A 4,132-nucleotide genomic window follows, 5' to 3' on the forward strand; every position below is an offset into this window, starting at 1 on the left:
TTTACCTTTGGTATAGAAAACTACCCAAACGCCAACCTCTATCGTGAAACCAAGATCTGGAAGGCCAAAGCGCATATTCGAATTCAAAATGAAAAGCTTGCGATCGAGACCCTGGAATCTGTTTTAAGAAATGTCAGTCTAACAGATGAAGAATACGAAAAGGCACATACTGCGTTGGCCATGGCCTATACACAGATAGACAGTACACATCTGGTGGTGGATCATCTTAAAAAAGCTACCTACTATTTGACTGATTTGAATCAGGGTGCGCGTAATTTATTTATTCTCGGTCAAATTTACAGAGAGCAGGAAAAGATAGATTCTTCAAATATGATATTTGAATCTCTGAGTTATATGAAAAAAATTCCTCAGAAATATAAAGTTCATGCCTCGATAGAAAGGGCAAAAAACTATTCTGAAGCTGATAGCTCAAGTATCATAGCATACACATTGCAGGATCTCATAAAAAACAGAGACAACCGACCCTATTTAGACGAACTCTATTATCAGGCGGGTGTGATTTCATTGGCCAATGGATATGACGAACAAGCCAGAGGACTTTTTGAATTGTCCGTAATAAACAACACGAAAAAACCATATCAGAAAAGTCTCTCCTACGAAAGTCTGGGAGATTTCTATTTTGACAAAACGAGTTTTGAAATGGCAGGTGCCTATTATGACAGCGTTTTATCTATTCCTATTGACCAGAACACTAAGAGAATTCGTAAGATCATTCGTAAAAGAGAAAGCCTGAATGATGTAATTTATTATGAAAATATCGCCAGAAAAAGTGATAGTATACTGACCTTGGCCAATATGTCTGATGAGGAACAAAATATTTATTTTAAAGAATATGTCAATCAGCTCAAGCTACAATATGAAGCAGAACAAATTGCCAGGGAACAATTTGGTGGTAACATGGGTATGGGAGATATGGCTTTAAATACAAATAATTATGACGACAGCGGTAAATTTTATTTTTACAATGCCCAGCTTGTTGGATTCGGGAAGCAACAATTTATAAATAAGTATGGCAGCAGAAGCCCCGGTGATTTCTGGTTGATCGCCGAAAATGTTGGATTGAACTCCGATGTGGAGGTCACTGAAAACAAAGTTGAAATTGACACAAGTTTACTCTTCAATATCGCCTATTACAAGGAGCAAATTCCAAAAAGCGACCTTGTTCTGGACAGTATCAATAAAAAAAGAAATGACGCCTATTACAACCTTGGCCTCATCTATAAGGAACAGTTCAAGGAATATGAAATAGCGGCGGTTGATTTTGAAAAGTTTCTTGAAAATGATCCGAAAGAAAATTTAATTCTGCCTGTAAAATACCATCTCTATAAAACCTATGAGTATTTTAACATCGATCAGAGCAATAAATACAGGGATGATATCGTTACTAATTATCCAGGATCGCGTTATGCTGAAATCATAAAAAACCCTAAAAATGTTTTAGAGAACAGTAATAATGATAGCGGCCCGGAATATTTATACAAAATTGCCTTCGTGTGCTATGAAGAAGAAGATTTTGAATACTCCCTTAGAACTGTTAATGACGGACTCGAAAAATTCAAAGGCCTTGAAATAGAAGCCAAATTTGAATTATTAAAAGCTTATCTGCTTTATAAAACAAAAGGAGAAGCTGAGTTTATGGATAAATTAAATGAGATTATTTTAAATTATCCGAACACTGAAGAAAGTGATTATGCCGAAGAGGCAATTGCAAAATTTTCAGAATTAAAAGAAGCATCACAACAAAACTAAAACTATAAAATTATGTTCAACGAAAAAAAAGAAAGCCCAAATCCAGTTGGAGAACGTAACATTATCGCCAGAAACTCTTCACTTGTTGGAGATATTAAATCGGATGGAGACTTCAGAGTAGATGGGAAAATCGAAGGCACTATTCAAACCAGTGGACGCGTAGTTATCGGTAAAGACGGCAACGTATCCGGAACAATTGACTGTACCAACGCAGATATTGAAGGTACCTTCTCCGGCAAACTGATTGTTGATCAGGTACTCTCTTTAAAAAGTACAGCTGACATCAGCGGTGACGTAGTTATGGGTAAATTGTCTGTAGAACCAGGAGCTGTATTTAATGCAACCTGTGCCATGAAAAGTGCGGTTAAAGTAATCCAAAATGGTACAGAAAAAACCAAAAAAACGGCTTAACAGATATATTGTACTTACTGGGATAGGCTTGCAAATGGGGATTACCATTTATCTTGCGGCCCAATTAGGCAAATGGCTGGATGCAACCTATGGCGATAGCAATATCTATACGATTGTATTGACGCTTTTAGGAATCGCCTTGTCTTTTTACAGTCTTTTACGTCAGCTTAAAAACTTGGAGGAATAAGCAAAAATGAATTCAATTTCAAAATTTTCATTCACCCTATTATTGGTTTTGACATTGGTTTTCGCGGGCCATGTTTTTATCTTAAACTATTTCGAACTACCTCTTTTTGACAACAGGATCATCGCCGCTTATGCGGTTAACTATTTTCTTGCTATTGGCATATACCTCACCTTATTCCTTCTAAAGACCAAAATGTCGGAGCAATTAGGCTTTCTGTACATGGGTGGCAGCTTTGTAAAATTTCTCTTTTTTTTCCTCTTCTTCTATCCATATTATAAATTGGATGGAGGGCTTGACTCTCTTGAATTTGCAGCCTTTTTTATACCGTATCTGATCAGTCTCATTTTTGAAACTTTAGGCGTGATCGAATTTCTAAAAAAATAAGATTTTATTTATAATCTATCCAAATAAATATATTACATTTGCACCGATTTTTTTAGCCAATATAATTTGTCAAAGATGCAAAGTAAGTTTTTAGTAAAATTCCTTACAATCACAGTTTTAGTTTTTAGCTTAAACCTAAATGCCCAGCATGAAGAGCATGAAGGAAGTAAAGAGGAAAGAGATATAAAAACAGAAATCAAGGAGAGTATTGACCATCACATCAAAGATTCTTATGATTTTATCTTTTTCAGTGATACAGAAAAAAACATACATTACGGTTTTTCTCTTCCTGTAATTCTTATTGATGAAGGATTGCATGTATTTTCTTCATCTAAGTTCCATCACGGTGAAACGGTTGCTGAAAGTAATGGTAATTTTTACAAATTATACCATAACAAAATTTACAAGACGGATGCTGAAGGCACCTTAGCTTTTGACGATCACCACCACCCTACGAATGCAAAACCTTTGGATTTTTCTATCACTAAAAGTGTTTTGATGATTATGGTGACAAGTGTTCTTATGTTGCTTCTTTTTATCGGCCTTGCGAGGTCATTTGGAAAAGGACCAATCGCCAGGGGCCCAGGAAGGTTTTTCGAACCGATTGTGGTTTATATCAGAGATGAAATCGCGATTCCTAACATTGGAGAAAATCATTACAAAAAATACATGAGTTTTTTACTTACCGTATTTTTCTTTGTTTGGTTCTTAAACCTTTTCGGTTTAACACCTCTTGGAATTAACGTGACAGGAAATATCGCAGTGACTTTTGCATTGGCGCTATTGACGTTCCTTATCACTCAGTTCTCAGGAAATAAAAATTACTGGAAACATATCTTCTGGATGCCGGGAGTACCTGTTCCAATGAAAATAATATTGGCTCCTATTGAATTGTTAGGAGTATTTATCAAGCCTTTTGCACTGATGATTCGTTTGTATGCGAATATTATGGCAGGGCACATCGTATTGATGAGTTTGGTAGGTTTGATTTTTGTATTCAGAAATTGGATTGGTAGTAGTTTGTCATTTGTACTTTCTTTTGCTATTTCAATGATCGAGTTATTAGTTGCTTTATTACAGGCTTATATTTTCACTATGCTATCTGCCCTTTATTTCGGCTTTGCAGTGGAAGAGCATGATGAAGCTCATTAAAATGAATGTTTAATTTTTAATTATATATATATTATGGAAATTCCAGCTATTGTAGGTGCAGGATTGGTTGTAATTGGTGCCGGTATCGGTATCGGTAGAATTGGTGGTTCAGCGATGGACGCTATTGCTCGTCAACCTGAAGCTACTGGTAAAATTCAAACAGCGATGTTGATTGCAGCGGCGCTTATTGAAGGTATTGGATTTGCTGCTTTATTTGCAGTTTAATCT

6 protein-coding genes are annotated in these 4,132 nt (G+C 35.9%); all 6 read left to right on the forward strand.

Translation table 11 applies throughout. The annotated features are described in order from the left end of the window. Positions 1-1,770, forward strand: a 1,770-nt coding sequence (locus ACR2MV_RS03365) for a tetratricopeptide repeat protein (RefSeq protein ID WP_434020488.1), incomplete at its 5' end; no start/stop codon positions are given. Positions 1,771-1,782: 12 nt separating this feature from the next. Then, positions 1,783-2,181, forward strand: coding sequence for a bactofilin family protein (locus ACR2MV_RS03370; protein WP_434020489.1), 399 nt, complete (start codon positions 1,783-1,785; stop codon positions 2,179-2,181). Then, complete coding sequence (locus ACR2MV_RS03375) at positions 2,150-2,368, forward strand: AtpZ/AtpI family protein (RefSeq protein WP_434020490.1); 219 nt, start codon at positions 2,150-2,152, stop codon at positions 2,366-2,368. The genes ACR2MV_RS03370 and ACR2MV_RS03375 overlap by 32 nt, the downstream gene beginning before the upstream one ends. A gap of 6 nt (positions 2,369-2,374) precedes the next feature. After that, positions 2,375-2,752, forward strand: coding sequence for a DUF6168 family protein (locus ACR2MV_RS03380; RefSeq protein WP_434020491.1), 378 nt, complete (start codon positions 2,375-2,377; stop codon positions 2,750-2,752). Positions 2,753-2,827: 75 nt separating this feature from the next. Then, on the forward strand, positions 2,828-3,904 hold the full coding sequence (gene atpB / locus ACR2MV_RS03385) for a F0F1 ATP synthase subunit A (protein WP_434020492.1): 1,077 nt from the start codon (positions 2,828-2,830) through the stop codon (positions 3,902-3,904). Between the two features lie 33 nt (positions 3,905-3,937). Then, the gene (gene atpE / locus ACR2MV_RS03390) at positions 3,938-4,129 is read left to right on the forward strand and encodes an ATP synthase F0 subunit C (RefSeq protein WP_142784445.1); all 192 of its coding nucleotides are present in this window, start codon (positions 3,938-3,940) and stop codon (positions 4,127-4,129) included. Positions 4,130-4,132 lie beyond the last annotated feature (3 nt).

The sequence above is a fragment of the Lutimonas sp. genome, assembly GCF_051011215.1.
Lineage (GTDB): Bacteria > Bacteroidota > Bacteroidia > Flavobacteriales > Flavobacteriaceae > Lutimonas.